Origin of the sequence: Pseudohaliea sp. (genome assembly GCF_040217025.1) — a bacterium.
In the GTDB taxonomy this organism is placed as follows: Bacteria; Pseudomonadota; Gammaproteobacteria; order Pseudomonadales; family Halieaceae; genus Pseudohaliea.
The window spans coordinates 306,503-332,309 of record NZ_JAVJOA010000008.1 but is presented as its reverse complement, the minus strand read 5'-3'; the positions used below and the strand labels follow the sequence as shown (position 1 = coordinate 332,309).

General features: G+C 68.2%; 23 protein-coding genes. 19 read left to right on the top strand and 4 right to left on the bottom strand.

Features of this window, described 5'->3' with window-relative positions; genetic code table 11:
- Nucleotides 1–88: 88 nt before the first annotated feature.
- The 13 genes from RKE50_RS05690 (at nucleotide 89) to RKE50_RS05630 (ending at nucleotide 15,634) form a co-directional block, all read left to right on the top strand.
- Complete coding sequence (locus RKE50_RS05690) at nucleotides 89–3,910, top strand: DUF1631 family protein (RefSeq protein ID WP_350035073.1); 3,822 nt, start codon at nucleotides 89–91, stop codon at nucleotides 3,908–3,910.
- A 91-nt stretch (nucleotides 3,911–4,001) separates the two neighbouring features.
- Nucleotides 4,002–5,429: an oxygen-independent coproporphyrinogen III oxidase gene (gene hemN, locus RKE50_RS05685; RefSeq protein WP_350035072.1), complete on the top strand. Its 1,428-nt coding sequence runs from the start codon at nucleotides 4,002–4,004 to the stop codon at nucleotides 5,427–5,429.
- Between the two features lie 87 nt (nucleotides 5,430–5,516).
- Entirely contained in the window at nucleotides 5,517–6,263 is a 747-nt protein-coding gene (fnr, locus tag RKE50_RS05680; RefSeq protein ID WP_350035071.1) for a fumarate/nitrate reduction transcriptional regulator Fnr, read from the top strand.
- A gap of 166 nt (nucleotides 6,264–6,429) precedes the next feature.
- Entirely contained in the window at nucleotides 6,430–7,035 is a 606-nt protein-coding gene (locus tag RKE50_RS05675) for a Yip1 family protein (protein WP_350035070.1), read from the top strand.
- An 83-nt stretch (nucleotides 7,036–7,118) separates the two neighbouring features.
- Entirely contained in the window at nucleotides 7,119–8,558 is a 1,440-nt protein-coding gene (gene ccoN / locus RKE50_RS05670; protein ID WP_350035069.1) for a cytochrome-c oxidase, cbb3-type subunit I, read from the top strand.
- A gap of 12 nt (nucleotides 8,559–8,570) precedes the next feature.
- Nucleotides 8,571–9,179, top strand: a complete 609-nt coding sequence (gene ccoO / locus RKE50_RS05665) for a cytochrome-c oxidase, cbb3-type subunit II (protein ID WP_350035068.1) — start codon at nucleotides 8,571–8,573, stop codon at nucleotides 9,177–9,179.
- 3 nt (nucleotides 9,180–9,182) lie between these two features.
- Nucleotides 9,183–9,362 carry a cbb3-type cytochrome oxidase subunit 3 gene (locus RKE50_RS05660; protein ID WP_350035066.1) on the top strand — a complete coding sequence of 60 codons (180 nt, stop codon included), beginning with the start codon at nucleotides 9,183–9,185 and terminating at the stop codon, nucleotides 9,360–9,362.
- Nucleotides 9,355–10,236, top strand: coding sequence for a cytochrome-c oxidase, cbb3-type subunit III (gene ccoP, locus RKE50_RS05655; RefSeq protein WP_350035065.1), 882 nt, complete (start codon nucleotides 9,355–9,357; stop codon nucleotides 10,234–10,236). The genes RKE50_RS05660 and ccoP overlap by 8 nt, the downstream gene beginning before the upstream one ends.
- A gap of 74 nt (nucleotides 10,237–10,310) precedes the next feature.
- Nucleotides 10,311–11,723 carry a cytochrome c oxidase accessory protein CcoG gene (gene ccoG / locus RKE50_RS05650; RefSeq protein WP_350035064.1) on the top strand — a complete coding sequence of 471 codons (1,413 nt, stop codon included), beginning with the start codon at nucleotides 10,311–10,313 and terminating at the stop codon, nucleotides 11,721–11,723.
- Nucleotides 11,720–12,226: a FixH family protein gene (locus tag RKE50_RS05645; protein ID WP_350035063.1), complete on the top strand. Its 507-nt coding sequence runs from the start codon at nucleotides 11,720–11,722 to the stop codon at nucleotides 12,224–12,226. The genes ccoG and RKE50_RS05645 overlap by 4 nt, the downstream gene beginning before the upstream one ends.
- Nucleotides 12,210–14,645 carry a heavy metal translocating P-type ATPase gene (locus tag RKE50_RS05640; protein ID WP_350035061.1) on the top strand — a complete coding sequence of 812 codons (2,436 nt, stop codon included), beginning with the start codon at nucleotides 12,210–12,212 and terminating at the stop codon, nucleotides 14,643–14,645. The genes RKE50_RS05645 and RKE50_RS05640 overlap by 17 nt, the downstream gene beginning before the upstream one ends.
- A 21-nt stretch (nucleotides 14,646–14,666) precedes the next feature.
- On the top strand, nucleotides 14,667–14,891 hold the full coding sequence (gene ccoS, locus RKE50_RS05635) for a cbb3-type cytochrome oxidase assembly protein CcoS (protein ID WP_350035059.1): 225 nt from the start codon (nucleotides 14,667–14,669) through the stop codon (nucleotides 14,889–14,891).
- Nucleotides 14,888–15,634 (top strand): sulfite exporter TauE/SafE family protein, encoded by a 747-nt coding sequence (locus RKE50_RS05630; protein WP_350035057.1) that lies wholly within the window; start codon nucleotides 14,888–14,890, stop codon nucleotides 15,632–15,634. The genes ccoS and RKE50_RS05630 overlap by 4 nt, the downstream gene beginning before the upstream one ends.
- Before the next feature lie 174 nt (nucleotides 15,635–15,808).
- Here the strand turns inward: RKE50_RS05630 and RKE50_RS05625 are convergent, their stop codons facing one another.
- Entirely contained in the window at nucleotides 15,809–16,498 is a 690-nt protein-coding gene (locus tag RKE50_RS05625) for an OmpW/AlkL family protein (RefSeq protein ID WP_350035056.1), read from the bottom strand.
- Between the two features lie 191 nt (nucleotides 16,499–16,689).
- Here RKE50_RS05625 and sthA point away from each other — a divergent pair, with 191 nt between their 5' ends.
- Together sthA and RKE50_RS05615 are read left to right on the top strand one after the other, a co-directional pair.
- A complete protein-coding gene (sthA, locus tag RKE50_RS05620) occupies nucleotides 16,690–18,087 on the top strand; it encodes a Si-specific NAD(P)(+) transhydrogenase (protein ID WP_350035055.1) in 1,398 nt (465 codons plus the stop codon).
- Nucleotides 18,088–18,831, top strand: coding sequence for a trypsin-like serine peptidase (locus tag RKE50_RS05615; RefSeq protein WP_350035053.1), 744 nt, complete (start codon nucleotides 18,088–18,090; stop codon nucleotides 18,829–18,831).
- A 67-nt stretch (nucleotides 18,832–18,898) separates the two neighbouring features.
- Here RKE50_RS05615 and trhO read toward each other — a convergent pair whose 3' ends face one another.
- From trhO to RKE50_RS05600, 3 genes are all read right to left on the bottom strand, one after another.
- Entirely contained in the window at nucleotides 18,899–19,825 is a 927-nt protein-coding gene (gene trhO / locus RKE50_RS05610) for an oxygen-dependent tRNA uridine(34) hydroxylase TrhO (RefSeq protein ID WP_350035051.1), read from the bottom strand.
- On the bottom strand, nucleotides 19,822–20,151 hold the full coding sequence (locus RKE50_RS05605; RefSeq protein ID WP_350035049.1) for a BolA family protein: 330 nt from the start codon (nucleotides 20,149–20,151) through the stop codon (nucleotides 19,822–19,824). Before RKE50_RS05605 ends, trhO begins: the two co-directional genes overlap by 4 nt.
- Nucleotides 20,152–20,229: 78 nt before the next feature.
- Complete coding sequence (locus RKE50_RS05600; protein WP_350035048.1) at nucleotides 20,230–22,515, bottom strand: TonB-dependent receptor; 2,286 nt, start codon at nucleotides 22,513–22,515, stop codon at nucleotides 20,230–20,232.
- Nucleotides 22,516–22,692: 177 nt separating this feature from the next.
- Here RKE50_RS05600 and RKE50_RS05595 point away from each other — a divergent pair, with 177 nt between their 5' ends.
- From RKE50_RS05595 to RKE50_RS05580, 4 genes are all read left to right on the top strand, one after another.
- On the top strand, nucleotides 22,693–23,355 hold the full coding sequence (locus RKE50_RS05595) for a hypothetical protein (RefSeq protein ID WP_350035046.1): 663 nt from the start codon (nucleotides 22,693–22,695) through the stop codon (nucleotides 23,353–23,355).
- Nucleotides 23,352–23,822, top strand: a complete 471-nt coding sequence (locus RKE50_RS05590) for an RDD family protein (RefSeq protein WP_350036482.1) — start codon at nucleotides 23,352–23,354, stop codon at nucleotides 23,820–23,822. The genes RKE50_RS05595 and RKE50_RS05590 overlap by 4 nt, the downstream gene beginning before the upstream one ends.
- 69 nt (nucleotides 23,823–23,891) lie before the next feature.
- A complete protein-coding gene (locus tag RKE50_RS05585) occupies nucleotides 23,892–25,388 on the top strand; it encodes a leucyl aminopeptidase (protein ID WP_350035045.1) in 1,497 nt (498 codons plus the stop codon).
- Nucleotides 25,385–25,804, top strand: coding sequence for a DNA polymerase III subunit chi (locus tag RKE50_RS05580; protein ID WP_350035044.1), 420 nt, complete (start codon nucleotides 25,385–25,387; stop codon nucleotides 25,802–25,804). Before RKE50_RS05585 ends, RKE50_RS05580 begins: the two co-directional genes overlap by 4 nt.
- The last annotated feature ends 3 nt before the right edge of the window (nucleotides 25,805–25,807 follow it).

The following is a 25,807-nucleotide window of genomic DNA, read 5'->3' as shown; positions in this document are numbered from 1 at the left end:
GCAGCGGGGGGTCGAGCCGGCGCCGCGCTGCTTGTGCGGTGCGCCCACGCGATATATCGTGAGCGGCATCAGGGAGCGCGGCCAGGCTATGGACAGGGGCAAGCGGGAACAGGAGTTCTACCGGGGTCGGTTGATCCTGCCACAGGGTGTGGCCTCCGACGGCCGCGTCGCGGTGCGCGGTGTCGGTGCACTCCTCTTCGCCGGCCAGCACGGCGAGGCGCTGGCCTGGGCGGGCAACAAGCCCGCCGGGCTCGAGCTGGCCGGGCCGGGCGGACGCCTGTCCCTGAGCGTCTACCTGAATGGCTATGCCGGCGAGTGGCTGGATCTCAGTATCCACGACGGTATCGATGCCGCCGCGGCGCGAGCCCTGGGCATGTTTATCGCGGGCGAACCCTGGACCCCGGAAAGCGCCCGCTCGCTCTACCACGACCAGGTCGAACTGGGGCTTGCGGAAATCGACGAGGGTCTGCGCGGCTTCGTCAACAGCCTGGCCGACTTTCTCTTCGACCTCGCCACCTCCACCCGGCAGAACACGCAGGCCAGGCAGTCCTACTACGACGCCCTGAACCACCTGAAGCGCAATAACGATCGCTTCCGCGAGCTGTTCACGGCCAGCCTGCGCGCGCAGCTTCAGGATCCGCAAAAAGAGCGGGAGACGCGCTTCGCATCCCTCGAGGACGCGGACGCCAGCCACCTCGACCTCGTCAATTTCTCCGAGATGGAAGAGCGGCTGGAGGTCGAGCGCATCCTCAACGATGCTCTGCCGCGTTACCGCATCGACCTCGAAAGCCTCACGCTCAGGATCAGCGACCTGTTCGGGCTCGGCGCGGCGCAGGCAAAGGCGCTCTTTCACCCGGCCTACCAGTGCCGGGCCCTCGAAGAGGCGCTGCACGCCCTCGGCTTCTCGCCCGAGGCGCTGCGGCAAAGCCTGCGCTTCTTCCACCGCGAATGGGTGCGCAAGCTCACAGGTTTCTACGCGCGCGTCAACGGCAACCTAGCCGAGGCCGGCCTCCGGCCCGGGCTCGAGGACGAGCTGTACCGCGGCGGTTCCATCATCGAGCACGAGCGCGACGCGGCACGCCGGTCGCCGCGCGGGGAGCGCGAGCGCGAAGCCCCGGACCGGGGCGGCGACGCCGTCGCAGCAGAGCGCACGAACGCGTCCGCAAACACGACGCCGGCGCCAGCGGAAGCCGCGGAGACGGCGCCCGAGCCCGCGCGCGCGCCGCGGCAGAAGCACGAGGCCATCTACGATGCCGTCGTCAACGCCCTGAAGACCCGGCAGGCAGCCGAGCAGCAGGAAGCGCCGCCGGCGGACGAGGTCGGGGCCGCCGCGCCCGCGGCCTCCGCCGAGACGGTGGCCGCCGCCCTCCTCGCCCTGCAGAACGCGACGCTCGCGGGCGCCGGCGACGGTGAGGTCGGCCCCCTGCGCAACCTCCTCGCCGGCGAGAGCGTCGACCCCTCGGTGCGCAGCGCCCTCGGCGGTGAAGCCGGCAACCGGCTCGAGTTCGTCGATGACGTGTTCAGCACGATGCGCGGCAACCTGGACATCAGCGAGGGCGTGAAGCCCCTCCTCGAGCGCCTGCGCATACCCCTGGCTCGCCTGTCCCTGCTCGAGCCGCGCTTCTTCGCCGACCCGGGCCACCCGGCGCACAAGTTCCTCGACAAGCTGTCGCGGCTCGCAACCACGGAGAATTTCCCCAACCGGGTCCTGGAGAGAAAGCTCGAGGAGATCGTCGCCCTGGTCGCCTCCGGCTACGCCGAAGACAGCGCCGTGTTCGACGACGCGCTCGGCCGCCTCGGCTCGCTGGTGCGGCAGCACGAGCGCACGCTGAACAAGAACATCGATCGCGTCGTCAGCGGCATGGAGGGGCGGGAGCAGCTCCGCCGCGCCTGGCGCACCGTCGATCGACTGCTCGCCGCCTACATCAAGCCCCCGGCCGCACCCCGGGTGCTGCTCGAACTCCTCGACGCCGGCTGGCGTGACCTGCTGCGACAGACCGTCGTGCGCGAGGGAGAGGGCTCGGCGCCCTGGCGGGAGCAAGTGGCCACCCTGCAGGCGGTCTGCGCGGCGCTCGAAGCCGCCGAGGCGGGCAATGCGCCCTCGCGCCTGCCTGAGGCCCTGCGCCGGCAGCTCGACCAGCTGCGCGAAGAGATCAGGCAGGCCCAGCCGGACAACGTGACCCACGGCAAGGCGCTGCGCGACCTGAAGGCCGTGCTCTCGGGCGAAGAGCCGCTGGAAACGCTGCCGGTCGAGGCGCCGCTGGATGCCGATGGGGAGCCCGAGGACGAGCGCCTGGAACAGCTGCCGCGGCTCCACCGCTGGCTGAAGCGCGTGGACCAGCTTCGTACCGGCACGGTGATGAGCTACCGCGACCGCAAGGGCCACCGCAAGCGCATGCGCCTGGTCTGGATCAGCGACGACCGCGAGCGCTTCGCCTTCGTCAACGACCTGGGCCAGAAGGTCGGCGAACTCACCCGCCTGCAACTGGCTCGCAAGCTCAGCCACGGGCTGGCACCGCCGGACCCGCTGGACCGCATGTCCGTGCTCGACCAGGGTATCTACGGCACGCTGGCGCGCGCCCAGGAGCGACTGTCGTTCCAGCGTACCCACGACCCGCAGACGCGGCTGCTCAACGCCGAAACCCTCCGCCAGCGGTTGAAGCGCACGGTCGAGCATGCCCAGCGCAACGACGTGCAGCACGCGTTCCTGCTCCTGGACATCGACCGTTTCCACCTCGTCAACGAACTCTATGGCGAGGAACAGGGCGACGAGGTCATCCATGCCTTTGCGCAGATGCTCGCGCAGCTGAATGAGCGGCGCTCCGCCACCGCCCGGCTCGCGGACGACCGCTTCGGCATCGTGCTCGCCTATCGCGATCGCGACGAGGCGCTCGCCTTCGCCGAGCGCATGCGCGAAGACATCGCCGGCAGCAACCTGCCGCTCGGCGGCGAGGCGGTGAGCTTCACCGTCTCCATCGGTGTCGCGCCGATCGCCGCCGAAACGCCGAGCGTCGATACGGTCCTGGAGCAGGCCGAAGGGGCCATGGAGCTGGCCAAGGAGCAGGGGCGCAACTGCTGCGTGGCCTACGACCGCGACGAGGAGCAGATCGCCGCGGCCCGGCGCGAGCGCGAGCGCTCGCGGGTAATGCTCGACGAGGCCATCGCCACGGACAGCCTCGTGCTCCGCGCCCAGCCGATCGTGCAGAGCGCGCTGGACGGCTCCCAGCCCCCTACCCACCACTACGAGGTGCTGCTGTCGATCCGCCAGGAGGACGGCAGCCTGCTCTCACCGACGGAATTCATCGCATCGGCGGAGCGCTTCGGCTTCATCAACGGCGTCGACCGCTGGGTGGTCCGCCGCGTCTGCGAGTGGATTTCCAGTCTCATGGACAAGCAGAAGGTGGTGCCGCAGGTCTCCATCAACCTGTCCGGGAGCAGCCTCACGGACGACCGCTTCATGGACTACGTGCTCGAGCAGATCTCGGAGTTCGGTGTCGGCACCAGCAAGCTGTGCTTCGAGATCACCGAGACCGGCGCGATCGAAAACCTCAACAAGGCCGCAGATTTCATCCGCACGCTGCGCAACATCGGCTGTACCTTCTCCCTCGATGACTTCGGTACCGGCATGGCCAGCCATCAGTACCTGCGCGAGCTGCCGGTGGACAACGTCAAGATCGACGGGATGTTCATCCGCGACATGGTCAACAATCCCAATGACTTCGCCATGGTGCGCTCGATCAACGACCTGGCGCACTTCCTCGGACAGAAGACGATCGCCGAGAGCGTCGAGTCCGTGGAACTCATCGAGCCGCTGCACGAGATCGGCGTCGATTACCTGCAGGGTTGGGGCGTGGGCATGCCGCGTCCGCTGGAAGAAGTCACCCTGGAGCTCAGCTCCCTCGCAACCTGAGCGAACGCGGCGCCGTTGACGCAAATCAACGCACCCCGCCGCGCCGCTTGCTAGCCTCTACTCACGCTGAAGGAGGCCTGCGCGACCCGCTATGAACGACATCCAGACCATCGACCTGTCCTACGATATCCCCGCCGCCTGGCAGGAGGGTATCGCCATGGCCCGGAAATACGCCTGCCAGGGGCCGCGTTACACGTCCTACCCGACGGCACCGCAGTTCACCGAAGCGTTCCGCCTCGAGCGCTACCTGAACTGGCAGTCGCGGCAGGGCCTGCACACGGAGCCGCTGTCGATCTACGTGCACCTGCCCTTCTGCCACGACATCTGCTACTACTGCGCCTGCAACAAGGTCGTGACCCGCAAGGCCGGTGTCGCCCGGGAATATCTCGATCACCTCGCCCAGGAAATCAGCCTGCAGGGTGAGCTCGTGGGTCACGAGCGACCGGTGACGCAGATGCACTGGGGCGGCGGTACGCCGACCTACCTCGACCCGGCGGAGATCACCGAGCTCATGCACCTGCTGGCGAGCAGCTTCAAGCTCCTCGACCGCGGCTACCGCGAGTACTCCATCGAGATCGACCCGCGCACCGTGGATATCGCCACCATGGCGCTGCTCAAGGGCGTGGGCTTCAACCGCGTGAGCCTCGGCATCCAGGACTTCGACCCGCGGGTCCAGGAGGCGGTGAACCGGGTTCAGCCCTACGAGCAGGTGGCCCGACTGGTGGAGAGCGTGCGCAGCCACGGCTTCCGCTCGCTGTCCTTCGACCTGATCTACGGCCTGCCCTTCCAGGACCACATCAGCATGGCGGAGACGCTGCGCAAAGTCATCGGCCTGCGCCCGGACCGCATTGCCTGCTACAACTATGCGCACCTGCCCGAGCGCTTCAAGCCGCAGCGCTCCATCGACCGGCTCACGCTGCCAGAGCCGGAGGAAAAGCTCGTGCTGGCGCAGATGATCAGCGCCACCCTGCAGGATGCCGGCTACCGGCACATCGGCATGGACCACTACGTGCTGCCCGACGACGACCTGGCCCTGGCCCAGGGCGAGGGCCGGCTGCAGCGCAACTTCCAGGGCTATTCCCTGCAGCTCGCCGATGATCTGCTCGGCCTCGGAGTCTCTGCCATCAGCCAGATCGGCGACTTCTACCTGCAGAACGCCCGCGACCTCGAGGATTACTACCGCCGCATCGACGCCGGCGAACTGCCGCTGAACCGGGGCTGCATGGTTAACAGCGAGGACAAGCTGCGCCGCCATGTCATCATGACCCTGATCTGCGAGCTGGCGCTGGACATCGCTGACTGCGAACGCCGCTTCGGCATCGATTTCCGCGAGCACTTTGCGAACGAACTGGCCACCCTGGCGCCGCTGGAAGCCGACGGCCTGCTCACCCTCGGGGCCGAGGAAATCCGCATCCACGAGGCGGGCCGGCCCTTCCTGCGCAACATCTGCATGCCCTTTGACGAGTACCTCGAGGTGCAGCAGCGAGAGCAGGGACGCCGCTTTTCCGCGACCGTATAACCCTGTCGCACATGGGGTAATGTAAAGTTTCCTTGACAGCTTCCGGGCTGCGTTTTATGTTTCCCGTAAGCAAGAAGGAACCTCTCCATGAACACCCAGCAGCAGCATCTGGATACCAAGAAAGCGTGTTCCCATGACTTCCAGGTCAGCTGCAGCAACTGCCGCCTGAACAGCATCTGCCTGCCCTTTTCCCTGGAGGCGCGGGATGTCGACGAGCTGGACCGCATCATCCAGCGCAGCAAGCCGCTGCAGAAAGGCCACCACCTCTACCGGGAAGGCGACGCCTTCCAGTCGGTTTACGCGGTGCGCGCCGGCACGCTCAAGGCCTACCAGACCACCGACGACGGCCGCGAGCAGGTCACCGGCTTCTACTTTCCCGGGGAGATCGTCGGCATGGACGGCATCAGCAAGAACGTCCACGCCTCCTCCGCGAAGGCGCTGGAGACGGCAGCGGTCTGCGAGATTCCCTTCTCCTCGCTGGAGAAACTCAGCGCCACCATGCCGCAGCTGCAGCGGCATTTCTTCCAGCTCATGAGCCGGGAGATCACCGAGGACCAGCAGCTGATCACCCTGCTCAGCAAGAGTTCAGCCGATGAGCGCGTCGCGGCCCTTATCCTAAGCGTGTCCGCGCGCAACGCCAAGCGCAGGCTGAGCGCCACGCAGTTCCGCCTGAGTATGTCGCGGGTGGATATCGGCAACTACCTCGGCCTCACCGTCGAGACCGTGAGCCGCGTGTTCAGCCGCATGCAGAAGATGGACGTGCTCCGCGTCGACAACAAGGAGATTGAGGTCCTCGATCTCGACGCCCTCAAGCGACTCGCCGAAGGCGCCTGACCCCTGCCGGGGCGCGGCGTCTCCGCCACGGCCCCCGCCTCTCCGATTACAATCCCCGATGCGGTCTTCGAGCGGCGCCTTCGCGTCGCACCTTGACCTGCATCAACCCCCCCAGTGGGTATACCGTTAGAATTTCCCGCCATAAGCGACGAGGAGAATCCACCCCATGATCCAGCACCTGTTCGGCATGATCAGCAAGCCCAGCGCGACCTGGCGGACCGTTGCCGCCATGCCCGAGAAGTCGCGCAACGCGCTCGTGCTCTACCCCTGCATCATGGCCGTGTTCCCGGCAATCGCCTGGTACTACGGCACCAGCCACGTGGGCTGGACCGTGGGCAGCTACAACGAGGTGATACGCCTGACCACGGCGAGCGCCTTCCAGATCAGCATCCTCTTCTACCTGGCCATGGTGGCCAGCGTCGCCGCGATCGGCTACTTCATCCACTGGATGTCCGACACCTACGGCGCCGAGTCCACCGTCGCCAAGGGCATCGTGATCGCCGGCCTCACCGCCACACCGCTCTTCGTCACCGGGCTGGTGGGCTTCTACCCGACCCTGTGGCTGGACCTGCTCATCGGCGTGATCGCCGTCAGCTGGTCCGTCTACCTCATGTACCTCGGCATCCCCATCGTCATGAACATTCCCGAGGAACGGGGTTTCCTGTTCTCCAGCGCCGTGCTCGCCATCGCGCTGGTCATCCTGGTCTGCATCCTGGTCGTGTCCGTGCTGGCCTGGGAGTACGGCGCCGCGCCGGCCTTCACCGATGCCTGACCCGGCGACTGCGGAAGCAGCCGGCAAAGCCACTAGAATTCAGCAACTGACGATTTTCATCCTGCGAACGACGGTAAGACATCATGACTGAGCTCAACCCTGCGCTGGAGCACCCCGTGTACAACTACAAGGTGGTGCGCCAATTCGCGATCATGACCGTGGTCTGGGGGATCGTGGGCATGCTGGTCGGCGTCCTCATCGCCGCCCAGCTGGCCTGGCCGGCCCTCAACTTCGACCTGCCCTGGACCACCTTCAGCCGCCTGCGGCCGCTGCACACCAATGCGGTGATCTTCGCCTTCGGCGGCTGCGCCCTGTTCGCGACCTCCTACTACGTGGTCCAGCGCACCTGCCAGACCCGCCTCATCTCCGACAAGCTCGCCGCGATGACCTTCTGGGGCTGGCAGCTGGTGATCGTCGCCGCGGCGGTCACCCTGCCCCTCGGGCTCACGTCGTCGAAGGAGTACGCCGAGCTCGAGTGGCCCATCGATATCCTGATCACCATCGTCTGGGTGCTTTACGCCGTCGTGTTCTTCGGCACCATCGCCAAGCGCAGGACCAGCCACATCTACGTCGCCAACTGGTTCTTCGGCGCCTTCATCGTGACCGTCGCCGTCCTGCACATCATCAACAGCGCGGCGCTGCCAGTCACCCTGACCAAGTCCTACTCGGCCTATTCGGGTACCGTCGACGCCATGGTGCAGTGGTGGTACGGCCACAACGCCGTGGGCTTCTTCCTGACCGCCGGCTTCCTCGGCATGATGTACTACTTCGTGCCCAAGCAGGCCGAGCGCCCGGTCTACTCCTACCGCCTGTCCATCGTGCACTTCTGGGCCCTGGTCGCCGTGTACATCTGGGCCGGCCCGCACCACCTGCATTACACCGCCCTGCCCGACTGGGCCCAGAGCCTCGGCATGGTCATGAGCCTGATCCTCCTGGCCCCCTCCTGGGGCGGCATGATCAACGGTATCATGACGCTGTCCGGCGCCTGGCATAAGCTGCGCGACGACCCGATCCTGCGCTTCATGGTGGTGAGCCTGTCCTTCTACGGCATGTCCACCTTCGAAGGGCCCATGATGTCCATCAAGACCGTGAACTCCCTGTCCCACTACACGGACTGGACCATCGGCCACGTGCATTCCGGGGCCCTCGGCTGGGTGGCCATGATTTCCATCGGCTCGCTCTACCACCTGATTCCGCCGCTGTTCAACAGGGAGCGCATGTACAGCACGAACCTCATCAACGTGCACTTCTGGATGTCCACCATCGGCACGGTGCTCTACATCGCCTCCATGTGGGTCAACGGCATCATGCAGGGTCTCATGTGGCGCGCCTACAACCAGGACGGCACGCTCACCTACGCTTTCGTGGAATCCGTGGCCGCCAGCTACCCGGGCTACGTGGTTCGCGTCCTCGGCGGCGCGGTCTTCTTCGCCGGCATGCTGATCATGGCCTACAACGTCTACATGACCACCCGCAAGGACGCCCCGGCGCAGGCGCCGGCGCCGTCGGCCAGTGCAGCCTGAGGAGCCTGACCCATGAAACACGAGAAGGTAGAGAAAAACGTCGGCCTGATGATCATCCTCATCATCGTGGCGATCAGCTTCGGCACGCTGGTGGAACTGGTCCCGCTGATGTTTGCCAAGGAGACGAACGAGCCGATTGCGGGCCTGGAGCCCTACCCGGCGCTCGAGCTGGAGGGCCGCGATATCTACATCCGCGAGGGCTGCAACAACTGTCACTCGCAGATGGTCCGTCCCCTGCGCGCCGAAACGGAGCGCTACGGCCACTATTCCGTCGCCGGGGAGTTCGTCTACGACCACCCCTTCCTCTGGGGCTCCAAGCGCACCGGGCCGGACCTCGCGCGCGTCGGCCAGCGCTACAGCGACGACTGGCACCGGGCGCACCTGTACAACCCCCGGGACGTGGTGCCGGAGTCGAACATGCCCGGCTATCCCTGGCTCTTCGAGCGCACCCTCGACGGCGAGGACACGGGCAAGAAGATGAGCGTGCTGCGCAGGCTCGGCGTGCCCTATACGGACCAGGACATCGCCGGCGCGCAGGCCGCGGTCGCGGGCAAGAAGGAAATCGACGCCCTCGTGGCCTACCTCCAGGGCCTCGGGACGCTGATTCAGACGCGCCGCTAAGCCATGGATATCAACGATCTGCGCGGCCTGTCGACGCTGTTCATGATGATCGCCTTCATCGGGGTTGTCGGCTGGGCCTGGAGCAAGAAACGCAAGAAGACCTTTGACGAGGCTGCCAACCTGCCCTTCGCGGACGAGGAGCTGAATCAACGGACCAAGGAAGAGGAAGGACGGAATGACTAGCTTCTGGAGCAACTGGGTCATCATTCTCACGGTGATAACCATCGTGGGTATTACCTGGATCCTGTTCGCCAACCGCCAGCGCTCGGGCGAGAACGAGACCACGGGCCACGAGTACGACGGCATCGAGGAGTACGACAATCCCCTGCCCGCCTGGTGGTTCGCCATGTTCGTGATCACCATCGTCTGGGGCATCGGCTATCTCGCCATGTATCCCGGCATGGGCAACTTCGAAGGTCTGCTCGGCTGGACGCAGGAGGAGCAGCACGCCGACGAGGTCGCCGAGGCCGACGCCAAGTACCGCGCCATGCGCGACCGCTACCTCGCCCTGCCGGTGGCCGAGATCGCCGAGGACCCGAAGGTCATGAAGATGGGCATGCGCATCTACGGCAACAACTGCTCCCAGTGCCACGGCCTGGACGCCCGCGGCGCCTACGGGTTCCCCAACCTCATCGACGGGGACTGGCTCTGGGGCGAGGCGCCGGAGGCGATCAAGCACTCGATCGTGCAAGGCCGCCAGGCCGCCATGCCGGCCTGGAAGGATATCCTCGGCGAGGACGGCATCGACGAGGCCGCCGAGTACGTGCTGTCGCTGAACAACCGCAGCGCGGATGCCGAAAAAGCGGAGCGCGGCAAGCAGCACTACCAGAGCTACTGCGCCGCCTGTCACGGCCCGGAGGGCAAGGGCAACCCGGCCATGGGCGCGCCGAACCTGACCAACGGCATCTGGCTCTACGGCGGCAGTGAAGAGCAGATCGAGCTGACGCTGCGCAACGGCCGCAACGGCAAGATGCCCGCCTTCGGCAACACGCTCAGCGAGGACAAGATCCACATCGTCACGGCCTACATCTACGGCGCCAGCCGCCAGCAGCAGTAGTCCCGGCCCCGCCGTGCGCGGCAACCCCGCGCACGGCAACCCCGGCACCCGCCGGCACAACCAGTGGTACCCCCATGAAAGATCCTGACGTCATCGAAGTCGTACAGGAGGCGGCGCCGGCCGAGGTGGCCGAGCTGGACCTCTACCAGAAGCGCGAGAAGATCTACACGCGCAAGATCGAGGGCTTCTACCAGCGCCTGCGCCTGTTCACCGGCTGGCCCCTGCTCCTCGGCTACTACCTGCTGCCCTGGGTCAGCATCGACGGCCGCCAGGCGGTGTGGTTCGACCTGCCGGAGCGCGAGTTCCACATCTTCGGCCTCACCTTCTGGCCGCAGGACTTCCCGCTGCTGGCCTTCCTGCTCATCATCAGCGCCTACTCGCTGTTCGCGGTGACCGTCTCCGCGGGCCGCGTGTGGTGCGGCTACACCTGCCCGCAGACCGTGTGGACCTCGATCTTCATGTGGATCGAGCAGAAGACCGAGGGCAGCCGCAACCAGCGTATCAAGCTCGACACGGCGCCCTGGTCCGCGGAAAAGGTCGCGCGCAAGGGTGCCAAGCACGCCGGCTGGTTCTTCGTGGCCTTCATGACGGGCATGACCTTCGTCGGCTATTTCTACCCGATCCGCGAGCTGGTCTGGGAACTCGCCACCTTCTCCACCGGCAAGTGGCAGGCGCTGTGGACCGTGTTCTTCACGCTGGCCACCTACGTCAACGCCGGCTGGATGCGCGAGCAGGTGTGCAAGTTCATGTGCCCCTACGCCCGTTTCCAGTCGGTGATGTTCGACCGCGACACGCTGATCGTCTCCTACGACCCGAACCGCGGCGAGCCCCGGGGTTCGCGCAAGCGCGATGCGGACCGCGGCGCCCTCGGCCTCGGCGACTGCGTCGACTGCGACCTCTGCGTACAGGTCTGCCCCACGGGCATCGACATCCGCGACGGCCTGCAGTACGAGTGCATCGGCTGCGCCCTGTGCATCGATGCCTGCGACTCGATCATGGACAAGATGGGCTACCCCCGCGGCCTGATCCGCTACACCAGCGAGAACGAACTCGAGGGCGGCAGCACGCACTGGCTCCGGCCCCGGGTCATCGGTTACGTCACCATGCTCATCGTTATGGTCGCGGTGTTCAGCTATAACGTGGCCAGCCGCATCCCGCTGGAGATGACCGTGATCCGCGATCGCAACCAGCTCTTCGTGGAGGCGGCGGACGGCGCGGTCGAGAACATCTACAAGCTGCACCTGGTGAACATGGACGGCAACCCGCACACCTTTACCCTGAGCGTCGACGGCATCGACGGCGCCGAGCTGCTCGGCAGCTCGCGCTACAACCTCGAGGGCGGTGAGGTCCAGACCATCAGCCTGCGCGTCCGCGCACGGCCCGAGACGCTCTCGGCGCCGAGCACGGAAATGACCTTCACCGCGGTCGCCGAGGACATGCCCTCGCTGCGCGCCGTGGCCGAGTCGCGCTTCATGCGCCCGCTGTGAGTCGCCGGCCCGGCTCCCCGGCGCGGGAGGACAGCGCGCCCTGGTACCGGCAGTTCTGGCCCTGGTTCCTGATCGTCCTGCCCGGTTCGGTGGTCATCGCAGCCTTCGCGACGCTGTACATCGCGAACCGTCACGCCGACGACCTGGTGGTCGATGAGTACTACAAGGACGGCCTGGCCATCAACCGCCAGCTCGCCAAGCAGGAAACCGCCCGGCAGCGCGGCTATGCTGCGCGCCTCGCCGTGGCCGGCGAACGCATCGAGGTCGAGACAGACGGTATCGAGGGGCATGCCAACCTCCGGCTGCAGCTGTCCCACCCGCTGGAGGCGGACCGGGATTTCACCGTGCAGCTGACCCGGACCGGCCCGGCGCAGTACGCCGCGGAGCTGCCGGGTCCGGTCGCCAGCCACTGGCACTGGATCCTCGACGCGGGAGAGGACGGGGCCTGGCGCCTCGACGGCTCCCTGCAGGCGGGAAACTTCCGCGGTGACGACGGCGGCTGAAGCAGTCGCCGCCGAGGGCGAGCGCTGCTACCACTGCGGCGAGGCGGTTCCCCCCGGGGAGGACTTCTCCGTTGCCATCAACGGCGAGGCCCGGCCCATGTGCTGCCCGGGCTGCCGCGCCGTGGCCTCGCTCATCGCCGAGAGCGGCCTGGGCCGGTTCTACGAGCAGCGCACGGCGTGGAGCGAGCGACCGGCGGAGGTCCCCTCCAGCGATCTCGACCCCTGGCGCATCTACGACGATCCGGAGCTCGCGGCGACTTTCAGCGAGCGCGGTGAGGACGGTCTCCTCCGCGCCAGGCTGCTCCTCGGCGGCATGACCTGCGCCGCCTGCACCTGGCTGGTGGAGAGCACGCTGCGCCGCCTGCCCGGCCTTAAGGCGGCCAACGTCAACCTGGCCCAGGCGCGGCTCGACGTCACCCTGGACCCGGCCGAGCTGCCGCTCGCCGAGGTTTTCGCCCGCGTCGCCGCAATGGGCTACCGCGTGGCGCCGTTCCGAAGCGATGCGCAGCAGCGCGAGCTGGGCCGGGAACACCGGGCGGACCTGCGCAGGCTGGCGGTGGCCGGGGTCGGCATGATGCAGGTGGGCATGTTCGCCATCGCCCTGCACGCGGGGGACCTCCAGGGCATTGCCACCGAGTACCGCGGCCTGCTGCGCTGGTTCAGCCTGCTGGTGGCCGGCTTCGTCGTGCTGTTCTCGGCCCGCCCGTTCTTCGAGAGCGCCTGGCGGCACCTGCGCCAGGGCGCACTGGTAATGGACCTGCCCGTGGCCCTCGCCATCGGCCTCGCCTTCGGCGCCAGCGTCTACGCCACGGTTACCGCCAGCGGCGAGGTGTACTTTGACTCGGTGGTCATGTTCACCTTCTTCCTGCTCCTCGCGCGCTTTGCGGAGAAGCGCCTGCGCCACCGCGACGCCTTTCTCTGGAACGATGCCGAAGCCGCCCTCCCCGCGGCGGTACGGGTGCGCGTGGGCGACCGGGTCGAACAGCGCCCGCGGCAACGCCTCGTCGCCGGCGACCGGGTCCTGGTACCCGCGGGAGAGACCGTTCCCATCGACGGAGAAATCGTCGAGGGCGCCAGCGCCGTCCGCGAGGACACCTTCAACGGTGAACCGCTGCCGCGCAGCGTCGGCGTTGGCGCCACCGTCTACGCCGGCACCGTGAACGTCGAGAGCGGCATCGAGCTGGTCGCCAGCGGGAGCTACCGCGATTCCAGGCTGGCGGCCCTGCAGCGCTCCATCGAGGCGGCCGCGACGGAGAAGCCGAGGATCGCGCAGCTCGCGGACCGGATCGCCGCCTGGTTCATCGGCGGCGTGCTCCTCGCCACCGTCGCCACGGCGTTCGCCTGGTGGACCCTGGCGCCGGAAAAAGCCTTCTGGGTCGCCCTGTCGGTGCTCGTCATCAGCTGCCCCTGCGCCCTCGCGCTGGCCACACCCGCGGCGCTGGCGAACGCCGCCGCCGCCCTGCGCCGCGCCGGGATCATCGTGCGCGGGGAAAACGCGCTGGAGGCGGTGGCCCGGGCGACCGATCTCGTCTTCGACAAGACCGGCACGCTCACGGCGGGTCGCCTCGCCATCGACGAGGTCCACCTGCCGGGCGACCTTTCCGAGCGGAACGCGCTCGCCCTCTGCGCCGCGCTGCAGGCCTGGTCCACCCATCCGCTCGCCGACGCCTTCGCCGGCATCGAGCCGGCTTCCGGGGTCAGCGCCGTCCGCTATCACGTCGGCGCGGGGCTAGAGGGAGACTGGCAGGGACGGCGCTGGCACCTCGGCTCCCTCGCCCACTGCCGCCGCCTCTGTCCGGCCATGGCCGCGCCCCCGGAGGACGGCCGCTACTGGATCGGCCTGTGTTTCGAGACCGGGGCCGCGGCCCTCATTGCCCTCGAGGACCCGCTGCGGAGCGCGGCGGCGGGTGTTCTCCAGGATGCCCGGGCACGCGGCCTGCGCCTGACTCTGCTCACCGGCGATGCCTCCGGGCACGGCGCACGGCTCGGCGCCGAACTCGCCTTCGACGAGGTCCGCACCGGCCTCGCACCCGCGGACAAGAGCGCCGCCGTGGCCGCCCTGCAGCGTGCCGGGGCGGTGGTGATCATGGTCGGCGACGGCCTCAACGACGCCCCGGTGCTGAAGGCGGCGGATGCCTCCCTGGCCGTGGCCGGCGCCACGGATCTCGCGCGGACCCAGGCGGACTTCATGGTCACCGAGGGCGACCTCGACCGGGTCAGCCTGCTGCTGGCGCACGCGGCGAAATGTCGCAGCGTCACCCGGCAGAACCTGGCCTGGGCCCTGGGCTACAATGGCGTCGGCATTCCCCTGGCAGCCCTCGGCCACGTGCCGCCCTGGGCCGCGGCGATCGGCATGTCCCTGAGCTCCCTGCTCGTCGTCGGCAACTCCCTGCGCCTGGCCCGCTGCCGCCGCCCCTGAGGCGCTGTTGAAGGAGCGTTCATGGACAGCCTGTACCTGCTCATCCCCGTCGCCCTCGTTTTCGTGGCCGTGGCCGTGAAGCTGCTGCTCTGGGCCATCGACAGCGGCCAGTACGACGACCTCGACAAGGAGGGCTGGCGCATCCTCGCCGACGACGACAAGCCGGACGACAGCGCCGGCACGCAGCGCGAGAACGACGACCGCAACCCGGGCGACGACGACATCGGCGGGGGTCACCGGCCGTGAGTCCTGCAGACTACGCCGCAGCCTTCGGCATCGGCCTGGCCGGCGCCGGGCACTGTCTCGGCATGTGCGGCGGCATCGCCGCCGCCCTCAGCCTCGGTGGCCAGACCCGACCGTCGCTTACCCTCGCCTACCACGGCGGCCGCATCACCAGCTATGGCGCCCTCGGTGCCCTGCTCGGCTTCCTTGCCGGCAGCATCAATCTCGCGGCATGGACCCTGGGCCTGCGCTACCTGGCGGGCGTGCTGCTGATCCTCATGGGCCTGTACATCGCCGACTGGTGGCGCGGCCTCACGGTCATCGAGCGCGCCGGTGCCGTCCTCTGGCGTCCCGTGCAGCGTTTCTCGTCGCGTTTCCTGCCGGTCACCAGCCCGGGACAGGGCTTCGCCCTCGGCCTCGGCTGGGGCCTCATGCCCTGCGGGCTGATCTACAGCGGCCTGGCCTGGGCGGCCACCGCGCAGAGCGCCTGGGGCGCCGGCAGCCTGATGCTCGCCTTCGGGGCCGGTACGCTGCCGGCCATGCTGGCGGCCAGCTTCGGCGCCAGCGGCGTCCAGACCCTGCTCCGCCGCCGCGGGCTCAAGGTGCTTATCGCCGTGCTTCTCATCGCGTCCGGGATCTGGACGCTCTACCTGGTCGCCAGCCACGGCAGCCACCTGCTGCAGCGCAGCCTGCCTGTCCCCGGCGAAACACCTGCCTCGATGCCGATGGAGAGCGGCCCGATGGAGGGCCACAGGCACCACCGTTGAGCACCGGGCCGTTGCAGGCCTCCACTGCAAGGACCTGATCCAGGTCAACCGGCGGAGGCGGACAATCGTCGCACGCTCGCCGACGACATCGTGAAAAGCGCAAAAAAAAACCGCCGGGAAGGCGGGGGCAAGGGGACCTGACCGCGATCCGGGGACCGCGGTTTCAGTGGTCGCTCAGAACTTGTAGGCGATGCCGATGTTGTAGACCCACGGGTCGATATCCACGTCGAAGCTGACCGTGCCGACGTCCGTTACAACGTCTGCGGTGGTGCCGATATCGATGTACCAGACGCCGGCGTTCAGCATCCAGTTGTCGTTCAGCGGGATATCCACGCCGGCCTGACCGGCGAGGCCGATGGAGTCATCGAGATCGAGCCGAGCACTGGTGGCGCCGAGGACGGCACCGAGAGCTTCGCCGAGCGCGGGGTCGACTTCCTCGTCGAAGAAGTAGGTGTAGTTCACGCCGATGCCGACGTAGGGCTGCCAGCCGGCCTTGCCGCCACGGGGGTAGTACTGCAGGCTCAGCGTCGGCGGCAGGTGCTTGGTGCTGCCCGCATCGATGCCGAGGTCGGGCTGGGTGATGTCGTGCTCGAAGGGCGTGGCCGCAAGCAGTTCGACGCCCCAGACATCCGTGACCATCCAGGTGCCGATGATGCTCAGCTGCGTGTCGTCATCGACGTCGACGCCGCCCGGCAGCACTGTAGCAGGCTCCGTCGGCAGCACGATGGAATCGCTGTCGCCCGACGGATCGACGTTGACAATACCGGCGCGGATGATGATGTCGCCGGCCTCGTGGGCCTGCGCCGTCAGTGCGCCGCCAGCCGCGATCGCGGCCGCGACTGCCACAGCCAGTTTCGTTTTCATAGTTAACTCCTTGCTTGCGGGACCCGGCGCGACAGGCGCCGTCGATTTGCCGTGCATCATAGGAAGCCGTCGAATCCCGGGCATTGACACCGATCAAGCAACGGCCCGGTTTCGCCGGGGCCACCGCGGGCACTACAATAGCGGCCGTTCCCGTCATGGAGTCGAGGCGCCCGCGGGGGCGCACGCAGCGTATGGAATTCGATTACGACGTCCTGGTCATCGGCAGCGGTCCGGCCGGCGAGAGCGCCGCCCTCAACGCCGCCAAGCACAACAAGCGCGCTGCCGTGGTGGAGGAATACAGCATGGTCGGCGGCGGCTGCACGCACCGCGGCACCATTCCCTCCAAGGCGCTGCGGCACGCGGTGAAGCAGCTCATGCGCTTCAATACGGGCAAGCTGTTCCGGGACATCGGCCACAGCCGGCAGATTCCCTATCCCACCGCGCTCTCCGTGGCCGCCGGCGTGATCGAGCGGCAGGTGGAAATGCGCAGCAAGTTCTACGCGCGCAACGGCATCGCCGTGTACAAGGGCCGCGCGCAGTTCCGCGACGCCAACACTGTGGTGGTGGAAGAGAGCGACGGCAGCCTGGACTCGCTCACGGCCCGCGACGTGGTCATCGCCACCGGCTCCCGCCCCTACCATCCGCCGGACGTGGACTTCAGCCATCCGCGGGTCTACGACAGCGACAGCATCCTCGACCTCCAGCACACGCCGCGAAAGCTGCTCATCTACGGCGCGGGGGTGATCGGCTGCGAGTACGCCTCGATCTTTTCCGGCCTCGGCATCAAGGTCGAGCTGGTCAACAGCTTCGACAACCTGCTCGCCTTCCTCGACGACGAGATCTCCATTGCGCTCAGCTATCACCTGCGCGACCTCGGCGTCATGGTCCGCCACCGCGAGACCTACGAGCGCGTGGAGGCGACCGACGGCGGTGTCGTGCTGCACCTGCAGAGCGGCAAGAAGCTGCGCGGCGACGCCCTCCTGTGGTGTAACGGCCGCACCGGCAACACGGATCGGCTGGCTCTCGACAAGGTCGGCCTGGAGGCCGACAGCCGCGGCCAGCTGCGCGTCAACCGGCAGTACCAGACCGAGGTGCCGAACATCTACGCCGTCGGCGACGTGATCGGCTGGCCGAGCCTCGCCAGCGCCGCCTACGACCAGGGCCGGTCCGCCGCCGCGGTCTCCCGCGGGAAGGCAGGCGCCCGCTACGTCGACGACGTGCCCACGGGCATCTACACGATCCCCGAGATCAGCTCGGTGGGGCCGACGGAGCGCGAGCTCACGGAGCAGCGCGTGCCCTTCGAGGTGGGCCGGGCCTTTTTCAAGGACACCGCCCGCGGGCAGATCTCCGGCGAGGACGTCGGCATGCTGAAGCTTCTCTTCGACCCGACCACGCTGCGCATCCTCGGCATTCACTGCTTCGGTGCAGAGGCCACGGAGATCATCCACATCGGCCAGGCCATCATGAAGCAGCCGGGCGAGGGCAACACGCTGCGCTACTTCATTTCGACCACTTTCAACTACCCCACCATGGCCGAGGCCTACCGCATCGCGGCCCTCAACGGCATCAACCGCCTCACCGAGTACTGAGTGGTGCAGCGGCTGGCACGCAGGCTGCTGCTCGCCCTCGTCTCCATCGTCGCGATGGTGCCGGCCCTCGCCGACCACGGAGCAGGCGCGGCGGAACGGCGGCTGCCGGTGGCGGACGACGCACCGCCGTGGCTGCTCGCCGTCGGTCGCCTTGCCATCCCCACGAGCCGCCTCGAGGCCGGTCGCCGGCGCCACTACGACGAGCGCTGCAGCGGCACCCTGCTGGCGCCGCCGGACGGCGGTGATGCGCAGTTCGTTCTCAGCGCCTGGCACTGCCTCGAGTACTACACCGACCTCTCCCGGGCCATCCGTTTCGAGCTCACCGGTCTCGCCGGGGAGGTCCTCGAGAGCCGGGCGCGGGCCGTGGCCAGCGGCGGCGGTATGGCGGCGGACTGGGCCCTGCTGGAGCTGAACCCGCCGATCCCCGCGGGGCTGGGGGGCACTGCCGAGCTGGACGGGCGGACCGTGGCAGCGGGAGCCCGCCTCGCCATGGCTGGCTTTTCCGGCGACCCCGGCCTCGGAGCCGGCGGCGCGCAGCTCACCTACGACCCGGCCTGCCGGGTGACCGGCACCAGCGGCGCGGACCGCCTGACCGACTGCCTTGCCTACAAGGGGGCATCCGGTGGCGGCGCCTTCCACGGTGGCCGCCTGGTCGGGGTGCTGTCGCGGGGGGATAGCCGTGGACGCAGCATCTACGTGCCTGCGGCGCGCTTCCTGCCGGCGGTGAGCCGCCGGCTGCGCTGACGTTAAAGGCAGACGGGCAGGGCCCGGGAAAAACTGTCGGATCCGGCCCGGGGACCGGGCCGATCGATCAGGCCGAGCGCCGCCGCGGCGCGGCGCCGAGGTGGCGCTCACCCCGCTCGCGGGCCAGGGACGCCTGCCGGCGGCGCTCCTCGAAGCGGGCACGGCGCGCCTCGTCGAGGCTGTCGAAGCAGTGCGGGCAGGACACCGCGGGCTCGTACTCCGGCGCGGCGCGATCCTCGGCGGAGAGCGGCCGGCGGCAGGCAAAGCACTGCTCGTAGCTGCCGCGCTCGAGGTCGTGGTTCACGGCGACCCGTTCGTCGAAGACGAAGCACTCGCCTTCCCAGGTACTCTCCCCGGCCGGCACTTCCTCGAGGTAGCGCAGGATGCCGCCGCGCAGGTGGTAGACAGACTCGAAGCCCTCCTGGAGCAGGTAGCCGGTGGCCTTCTCGCAGCGGATTCCGCCGGTACAGAACATGGCCACCTTGCGGTGCTTTGCGGGATCGAGGTTCTCCTTCACCCAGTCCGGGAACTCGCGGAAAGAGCGCGTGCCCGGGTCCACGGCACCGCGGAAGGTGCCGATGCTGATCTCGTAGGCGTTACGGGTGTCGATCAGGAGCACGTCCGGGTCCTCGACCAGGGCGTTCCAGTCGCCCGGTTCGACATAGGTACCCACCGTGCGCCGCGGGTCGATCTGCGGCACGCCCATGGTGACGATCTCGCGCTTCAGCTTGACCTTCATGCGCAGGAACGGCGGCTCGTCGTGCAGGCTCTCCTTGTGCTCGAGGTCGGCCAGGCGGGGATCGGCCCTGAGCCGTGCCAGCACCGCGTGGATGCCGGCGCGGGTGCCGGCGATGGTGCCGTTGATGCCCTCTTCCGCCAGCAGCAGCGTACCGCGCACCCCCTGTTCGCGACAGAAGCTGAGCAGCGGCTCGCGCAGTTCGCGGTAGTCCGGCAGGGCCGTGAACTTGTAAAGCGCGGCGACGACGACGCTCACACGCCACCCCCCTCCGCCTTGCTGCCACCCAGGCACGCCGGGGACGCGGGGCTCTCGCCCTGGCGGTCGCGCCACTCGGCCGGGTCGTAGGTGTGCAGTGCCAGGGCGTGAACCGGCCCGGCGAGTTCCTCGGCGAGGGCGGCGTATACGGCCTGGTGCCGGGCTACGGGCCGCTTGCCGGAAAAGGCGTCGCTCACCAGCACCACCCGGAAGTGGGTCTCGGAATTCGGCGGCACGCTGTGGCTGTGGCTCTCGTTCTCGAGCTCGAGGTGCAGCGGTGCGAAGGTAGCGGCAAGCCGCTCGTGGATACGATCCTGAACAGACATAAGGTCAACCTCCCGCCGCGATTATAACGCCGGGGCAGCGCGCACGCGACGCGGCAACCCCGGCGTCGGCCCGCGGGGCTACATGCGCCAGGTCACCTCAACGCCGTAGGTGCGGGGGTCGCCGGGGAAGTTGGCGGCGGTGCCGAGGAAGTCCGAGGGCCAGGCGAAGCTGTAATCCTCGTCGAGCAGGTTCCGGCCCCACAGGTAGACGCTCCAGCTGTCGCTCGCCTCGTAGCCGATGCGGCCGTTCAGCAGGGAATAGCTGTCGACCTTGCCCCAGACGATCGGGCTGCCGGGGTTGGCGAACTCAACGTTGTCCTCGGTGGTGTAGTACTCGTCCGTGTAGGTCCAGTCCACGCGGGTGACCAGTTCACCACCCAGGCCGGAGAGCGGCAGGTTGTACTGCACCGCCAGCGCCGAGGACCACTCCGGGGCCTGCGGCAGCTTGTTGCCGTCGAGATCGGCACCCACGCCGGCCGGGTTGCGGGCGCTGCCGCCACCCGGGAAGCTGTCGAACTCGGCATTGTTGTAGCCGATGGATGCGTTGACCAGCAGCGACGCGGTCGGATACCAGGTGACCTCCGCCTCGATACCCTCGGACACGACCTCGGCCGCGTTCTGGATGGTGATCGTCGAGGTGTTGTTGGAGAGCTGGATGAACTGGTTGAGCTGGTAGTCCTGGAACTCCATGTAGAACGCGCTGAAGCTGTAGCGCAGGGAGCGATCGTCGCTTTCGCCCTTGAAGCCAAGCTCCCAGGACTCGACGGTCTCCGGATCGAAGTCGATGCCGTCGGCGAGCAGCGCCTCGGATACGAAGTCGACGTTGAAGCCGCCGCTCTTGAAGCCCTCCGAGTACTTCAGGTAGACGTTGCTATTCTCCGTGAGCGCATAGCTCAGGCTCAGCATCGGCGAGAAGTCGTCGTAGTTCTGCTTGTCCTGGAAGTTCAGCACCGTGAGGCCGTCCACCACGGGGCCGACGGCCACGCCGAAGACCGCTGCCGTGGGCACGGTGAGGATACCGAGGTCGACCACGCTGCCGACGAGGTCGTAGTCGACCTCGCGCTGCTCATCGGTGTAGCGGGCGCCGAAGCCGAGGGTCCAGTGATCGGTCAGGTCGTAGGTGCCGTTCAGGTAGACCGCCCAGCTGTCCGTGTCGACATCGCCGAAGGTGCCGGCGAAGGTGTCGGTGAAGGCCGGCCCGAAGGGCGCCAGCGGCGGCGCCAGGCCGGCGAAGACGATACCGATATCCTCGCCGACGATCGCGCGGCGGGACGACGTGGCCTCCTCGCGATACAGGTACAGACCTGCCACGTACTTGAGGCGCCCTGTATCGGGCGAGAACAGCTGGAACTCCTGGGTCAGCTGCTCGTAGGCGTCCGGGTACTCGACGCGCAGCAGCGACAGGGAGCTGTGGTCCGTGTCCTGGCCCCGGTCGATGCTGTTGTCGCGGAACGCCGTGATCGAGGTCAGCGAGTAGTCACCCAGGGCGACATCGACGTTGAGGGACGTACCCCAGATCTCCCGCTCCTCGTAGTTGTCGACGTTGTTGGCGATATCGAAGCGACCCGGGGCCTCGGTCGTCGGCACGCTGCCGGACCAGTCGGAAACCGCCTCGCCGAAGAAGGACACGCGATCCGACTCCGTGTAGTCCGCGGCCAGGATGACGTCCACCCGCTCGCCGCGCCAGGCCAGCTGGCCCCGGAGCGTCGTGCCGTCGCGCTCATTGTGGTCCGTGCCGGTGGTAATGTTGTCGACGAAACCGTCGCGGGCATGGTCGATCACCGACACGCGCGCGGCGAGGCTGTCGCTAATCGGCAGGTTGGCGATAGCGCCGACGCGGTAGGAGTCGTAATTGCCGACCTCGCCGAGGAGTTCGAGCTCGAACTCGTCCGTGGGCCGGGTGGTAATCATGTTGATGGCGCCGGCCACCGTGTTGCGGCCGAACTGCGTTCCCTGCGGACCGCGCACCACCTCCACGCGCTCGAGGTCGAGGATATCGAGGTTCTGCGCCAGGGACTGGCCCATGTAAACGCCGTCGACATACACGCCCACCCGCGTGTCGAAGCCGATATTCCGCGTGTTGGTGCCGACGCCGCGGATGCGCACGGCGGTGGAGCTGTCGTTGCCGTTGGAAATAGTGAGGTTGGGCACGAACTCGGCGACTTCGCGCAGCTGGCGGACGCCGGTTTTCTGCAGCGCTTCCGCGCTCATCACGCCGATGGAGATCGGTACGTCGGTGAGGCTCTCCGTGCGCTTCTGCGCGGTCACGACGACCTCTTCGAGCATGTTCGCCTGGGCGGCAGCCTGGGCGGACAGGACGATGAGCGCGGGCAGGGTCAGGGCCGGGGCTAGGTTGCGGGTCATGATGGTTTCCCCCTGGGGATCTAATTTTAATGGGGCGACACCCGGTGGGTTCGCGGAGGCAATTCTGGCATCGGCGCGGGAGTAATACCATTCCCCGTAGGGGTTTTCCTTGGCCGCCCCCGGCGCCCCCCCTATACTGGTGAGGCCAGCGGGTGAAGGGCACAGCAGGTGGACCCCATGGACGAAGAAACTTTCAACATCTACTACGCCGGCGAGCTCCTCGACGGCCACGACGCCGCCAGCGTGCGCGAGGGCCTCGCGGTACTGTTCAATGCCGGCGACGTCACCCTCGACAAGCTCTTCTCCGGTGCCACGCACCTCATACGCCGCGACCTCGACCGCGAGCAGACCCTGCGCTACAAGGCCGCCATGGAGCGCGCCGGTGCCCGTCCTCGCATCTCGCGCAACAGCAAGGATGCGCAGGAGCCGGGGCTCAGCCTCGCCGCGCCCGGCAGCGACGTGCTCCGGCCGGAGGAGCGGCGGCAGGTCACGGCGGTCGCCGTCGACACCGAGGGCCTGTCCATCGCCCCCGTCGGCGAGCGCCTCGGGCCGGAGGCCGCGACGCCCCCTGCGCCGCCGGCCACCGACGACCTCTCCGTAGCCCCCGTCGGCGAAGACATTCCCGGCCTCCCCCGGGACGCCGTGCCGCCGCCCCCTGATGTTTCCGCGTTCAGCCTGGCGGCACAGGATGCGGCCCTGCCCGAAAGTGCGGCCGCCGAGCCCGTCGCCGCACCGGACCTGGACCTCGCCGAGGCGGGCGCGGACGTGCTCGAGGAGCGCTACCGCCGCAAGGATGACCGGCCGCCGCCGAGCACGCACCACCTGGAGCTCGAGCCCTGAGCGAGACGCTCCACACCCCGGACAGCGAGAACGCCCCGAGCCCGGCCCTGCCGCGGCGGCTCATGGCGCTCGTCTACGACACGTTCCTGGTGCTGCCGGTGATCATGCTCGCCTTCGTGCTCGCCATGGGCACCGCGGCACTGGTCGAGGGCGGCGAGCCGGTACAGCCGCTGAACCCCTGGCTCGCCCAGGGACTCATCCTCCTCTGCCTCGTCGGCTTCTTCTCCGCCTTCTGGACCAAGAGCGGGCAGACCCTCGGCATGCAGGCCTGGCGCGTGAAACTGGTGGCGCTGCCGGGAAAGCGCCTCACGCTGGCGCGCTGCGCCCTGCGCTGCCTCGGCGCCCTCCTCTCCGCCGCCTGCCTCGGCCTCGGCTACCTCTGGTGCCTGATCGACCGCCGCGGCCGCTACTGGCACGACTACCTTTCCGGCACGGCTCTCGTCCTGGTACCGAAACGCAAGAAGTAGCGCCGGTTCAGTTGCACCGGCGTTCGCCGTACACTAGCGCCCCTGATCCCCATTGAAAAAGGAACTGTCATGGCCACCCTGAGTGTTTCCGCCCGCCAGGTCAGCGACGCGGCCAGCGCGCGCACGCAATGTGCCGTGCTGCCGGTCTTTGCAGGCAAGCAACCCACCGCGACGGCGCGCGAGCTCGACAAGGTGCTCGGCGGCAGCATCAAGGCCGCCCTGGACCTCGGCGACTTCAGCGCCGAGAAAGGCAAGACGCTGCTCCTGCCCGGCAACGGCGCCATCAAGCGCGTGCTGCTGGTCGGCTGCGGCGAAGCCCGCAAGTTCGACCGCCCCGTGCAGATCGCCTTCTGCGAGGCCATCGGTCGCAGCCTGCGCGACTGCAAGGCAGCGGATGCACTCGTCTACGCCGGCGAGCTCGGCCTCGGCGAGGCCGATAGCGAGTGGCTCTGCGAGTTCCTTGCCCGCAGCGTGGTCACGGCCCTGTACCGCTACCGTCAGACGCTGAGCAAGCCGGCTGCGCAGCCCGCACTCAAGCGGCTCACCGTCAACGCCGGCAAGGCCCTGTCCACCGCGCGCGCGAAGGCCGCGCTCGAGGCCGGCCTCGCCACGGGGCTCGGAGTCAACACGGCGCGGGAGCTCGCCAACCTGCCCGGCAATATCTGTACGCCGAGCTACCTCGCAAAGGAGGCCCGCAAGCTCGGCCGCCGCTACCCGAAGCTCACCGTCAAGGTGCTTTCCGAGAAGCAGATGAAGGAGCTCGGCATGGGCTCCCTGCTCTCCGTTTCCGCCGGCAGTGAGCAGCCGGCGCAGCTGATCGTCATGGAGTACAAGGGCGGCAGCAAGGGCGCGAAGCCCTATGCGCTGGTCGGCAAGGGCATCACCTTCGACAGCGGCGGCATTTCCCTGAAACCCGGCGCCAAGATGGACGAGATGAAGTTCGACATGGGCGGCGCCGCGAGCGTGTTCGGCACCGTGCATGCCCTCTGCGAGCTCGATCTCCCGGTGAATGCGGTCGCCATCGTCGCCGCGGCCGAGAACATGCCCAGCGGCAGCGCGACCAAGCCCGGGGACGTGGTCACGTCCATGGCCGGCAAGACCATCGAGATCCTCAATACCGACGCGGAGGGCCGCCTGGTGCTCTGCGACGCGCTCACCTATGCCGGCCGCTACAAGCCCGCGGCCGTCGTCGACATCGCCACCCTCACCGGCGCCTGCGTGGTGGCCCTGGGTTCGCACGCCGCGGGCCTCTACGCGAACAATGACGAGCTGGCCGATGAGCTCCTGGCCGCGGGCACCACGGCACACGACCGCGCCTGGCGCATGCCGCTCTGGGACGACTACCAGAAGCAGCTGGCGAGCAACTTCGCGGACATGGCAAATATCGGCGGCCCGGAAGCCGGCAGCGTGACCGCGGCCTGCTTCCTCGCCCGCTACGCCGAAGACTACCGCTGGGCGCACCTCGACATCGCCGGGGCGGCCTGGAACAGCTCGCCGAAGGGCGCGACGGGGCGCCCCGTCGCGCTGCTCACCCGCTACCTGCGCGACCGCGCCGGGAAGCGGTGACCCGGGTCGGCTTCTACGTCGTCAGCGACGGCGATGCCGGCGGGCGGCCCCTGGTCGCCTGCCGGCTCGCCAACAAGGCCGCCGCACGCGGCCACCGGGTTTTCCTGCACTGCGCCGACGAGGCCCAGGCGCGCAGTCTCGATGAGCTGCTCTGGCAGTTCCGCCCCGATGCCTTCCTGCCCCACGCCCTGGTCGGCGAGACCGCGGGCGAGGCGGTCCTCATCGGCTGGGGGCAGGACCCGGGCAACCACGACGACCTGCTGATCAACCTGGACCTCACCCCGCCCCCCTTCTTTCCCCGCTTTCACCGCGTTGCCGAGGTGGTCACCCGCGACGAGGCCAGCCTGCAGGCGCTGCGCGCGGCCTGGCAGTTCTACAAGGAGCGCGGCTACGCGTTGGAAAAGCACGATCTGTGACGC

Excerpts from the sequence above, each read along its gene's own strand:
- RKE50_RS05690 (WP_350035073.1), top strand. The coding sequence starts at position 89 with ATGGACAGGGGCAAGCGGGAACAGGAGTTCTACCGGGGTCGGTTGATC.
- hemN (WP_350035072.1), top strand. The coding sequence starts at position 4,002 with ATGAACGACATCCAGACCATCGACCTGTCCTACGATATCCCCGCCGCC.
- fnr (WP_350035071.1), top strand. The coding sequence starts at position 5,517 with ATGAACACCCAGCAGCAGCATCTGGATACCAAGAAAGCGTGTTCCCAT.
- RKE50_RS05675 (WP_350035070.1), top strand. The coding sequence starts at position 6,430 with ATGATCCAGCACCTGTTCGGCATGATCAGCAAGCCCAGCGCGACCTGG.
- ccoN (WP_350035069.1), top strand. The coding sequence starts at position 7,119 with ATGACTGAGCTCAACCCTGCGCTGGAGCACCCCGTGTACAACTACAAG.
- ccoO (WP_350035068.1), top strand. The coding sequence starts at position 8,571 with ATGAAACACGAGAAGGTAGAGAAAAACGTCGGCCTGATGATCATCCTC.
- RKE50_RS05660 (WP_350035066.1), top strand. The coding sequence starts at position 9,183 with ATGGATATCAACGATCTGCGCGGCCTGTCGACGCTGTTCATGATGATC.
- ccoP (WP_350035065.1), top strand. The coding sequence starts at position 9,355 with ATGACTAGCTTCTGGAGCAACTGGGTCATCATTCTCACGGTGATAACC.
- ccoG (WP_350035064.1), top strand. The coding sequence starts at position 10,311 with ATGAAAGATCCTGACGTCATCGAAGTCGTACAGGAGGCGGCGCCGGCC.
- ccoS (WP_350035059.1), top strand. The coding sequence starts at position 14,667 with ATGGACAGCCTGTACCTGCTCATCCCCGTCGCCCTCGTTTTCGTGGCC.
- RKE50_RS05625 (WP_350035056.1), bottom strand. The coding sequence starts at position 16,498 with ATGAAAACGAAACTGGCTGTGGCAGTCGCGGCCGCGATCGCGGCTGGC.
- sthA (WP_350035055.1), top strand. The coding sequence starts at position 16,690 with ATGGAATTCGATTACGACGTCCTGGTCATCGGCAGCGGTCCGGCCGGC.
- RKE50_RS05605 (WP_350035049.1), bottom strand. The coding sequence starts at position 20,151 with ATGTCTGTTCAGGATCGTATCCACGAGCGGCTTGCCGCTACCTTCGCA.
- RKE50_RS05600 (WP_350035048.1), bottom strand. The coding sequence starts at position 22,515 with ATGACCCGCAACCTAGCCCCGGCCCTGACCCTGCCCGCGCTCATCGTC.
- RKE50_RS05595 (WP_350035046.1), top strand. The coding sequence starts at position 22,693 with ATGGACGAAGAAACTTTCAACATCTACTACGCCGGCGAGCTCCTCGAC.
- RKE50_RS05585 (WP_350035045.1), top strand. The coding sequence starts at position 23,892 with ATGGCCACCCTGAGTGTTTCCGCCCGCCAGGTCAGCGACGCGGCCAGC.